Below are 1,400 nucleotides of genomic sequence, written 5' to 3'. Positions count from 1 at the left end.
GGTAGATAGGTTCTAAAATTTGAAATTTCTTCAGGGCTGCTATGGTTATGGCCATCGTCGTGACTGTGCTCGCCTTGATGTTCTTTTGGTTCTAAGTCACGTAAGTTTACTTTTTTCTTTTTCATTATGTTGGTTTGTATTGGTTTAAAATGACACTTAAATCGTGCGGAAGCACCATCTTTTTAAGTGGTGGAACATTGGAACCACCAGTATTTCCAGTTGGTACGTGGTCGATAAACGATTTCCACCCACCCATTAGTAAGCGAACAACTTGACCTAAAACTTCTATCATATTCTTTTGTCTGAATCCAAATTTGAGCATTAGCCAATGCGAATATGTATGCTCAAAAGGATAGGATTGACCAATTATGTGTGAGCGCTCAAGATGATTCCAAGCTTGAGACAAATTTCCTTTGAGTAATGACAAACGGTAAAACCGTAGTTCATTTTCATAATGTTCCTTTAAGCCTTTTGGTATTTTAGTGTTGAATTTCATTTATCGCTAATTAAGAGATAATCCAAGTCTTTGCCAGTTCCTTATTTTCTAAATCAAAATATTTCACTTCCGAGCTTGTAAAAAAATCGGTTGACTTTGCAGCCCATTCCTGCCATTTCTTTTCGCCCACAAACGCCATTTTTCCATAATCTGAAATATGAGCCCTGTCCACTTTTAAGTCTTCCCAAAAACCTTTTAGTGTATAGCCGTCAAAATCTTCCAATATAAAATAGAAATCAACCTTGCTGTTCTGCTTCAAGATTTCGTGAATTTGTGAATGGATTTTTTCAACTTCATCTTTTGAAATTTTACCGCTGATTTTCACTGAAATCAAATTGACTTTCTCTGAATTTAATAGCTGTATCATTTTTTACATTTTAATTCTTACAATTTAGTGAAATAGTTGCGCAACTGTTGTGCAATGTCAACTACTGCACTTTTCACAAACACCTGTCACAACAAGATTTACATCTTCGGCTACGTAGCCATCTGGAAGGTTGATGTGTGGTATTTTATGTTCTGTCAAGCAAACAGTTTCATTACAGTTGCTACAACGAAAATGGAGGTGCAGGTCTTGTTCAATTTCACAATTACAGCCTGGCTCACAGAGCGCATATTTTGTGATACCTGAGCCGTCTTCTATCTGGTGTACAATACCATTTTCTTCAAAGGTTTTCAGTGTTCTAAAGATGGTTGAACGTTCTGCTTTTGCGAAAGCATTCTCAACATCAAGCAATGCCTTTGCGATTTCCTGTTGTGCCAGATATTTATAAATCAAGATGCGCATTGCGGTGGGACGCACGTTATGGTCATTTAGTGTTTTTTCTATTTCAGTCATTTTGTGCGGTGTTATAATTGATATTTTTAGCTTTATTGTAGGCTTCATAGCCTTCTTTTGCAGCGT

3 protein-coding genes are annotated in these 1,400 nt (G+C 36.7%); all 3 read right to left on the bottom strand.

Features of this window, described 5'->3' with window-relative positions:
- Positions 1 to 124 precede the first annotated feature (124 nt).
- From FT986_RS03870 to FT986_RS03860, 3 genes are read right to left on the bottom strand one after another with little or no spacing between them, the layout of a single operon-like run.
- The gene (locus tag FT986_RS03870; protein ID WP_111541122.1) at positions 125 to 496 is read right to left on the bottom strand and encodes a DUF3703 domain-containing protein; all 372 of its coding nucleotides are present in this window, start codon (positions 494 to 496) and stop codon (positions 125 to 127) included.
- Between the two features lie 10 nt (positions 497 to 506).
- On the bottom strand, positions 507 to 863 hold the full coding sequence (locus FT986_RS03865; protein WP_111541121.1) for an STAS/SEC14 domain-containing protein: 357 nt from the start codon (positions 861 to 863) through the stop codon (positions 507 to 509).
- A 57-nt stretch (positions 864 to 920) separates the two neighbouring features.
- Positions 921 to 1,334 (bottom strand): Fur family transcriptional regulator, encoded by a 414-nt coding sequence (locus tag FT986_RS03860; RefSeq protein ID WP_111541120.1) that lies wholly within the window; start codon positions 1,332 to 1,334, stop codon positions 921 to 923.
- Between the last annotated feature and the right edge of the window lie 66 nt (positions 1,335 to 1,400).

The organism is Mesonia sp. K4-1 (assembly GCF_008017825.1).
In the GTDB taxonomy this organism is placed as follows: domain Bacteria; phylum Bacteroidota; class Bacteroidia; order Flavobacteriales; family Flavobacteriaceae; genus Mesonia.
The sequence above is the reverse complement of the archived record's forward strand: the minus strand, read 5'-3'. Positions and strand labels throughout refer to the sequence as shown.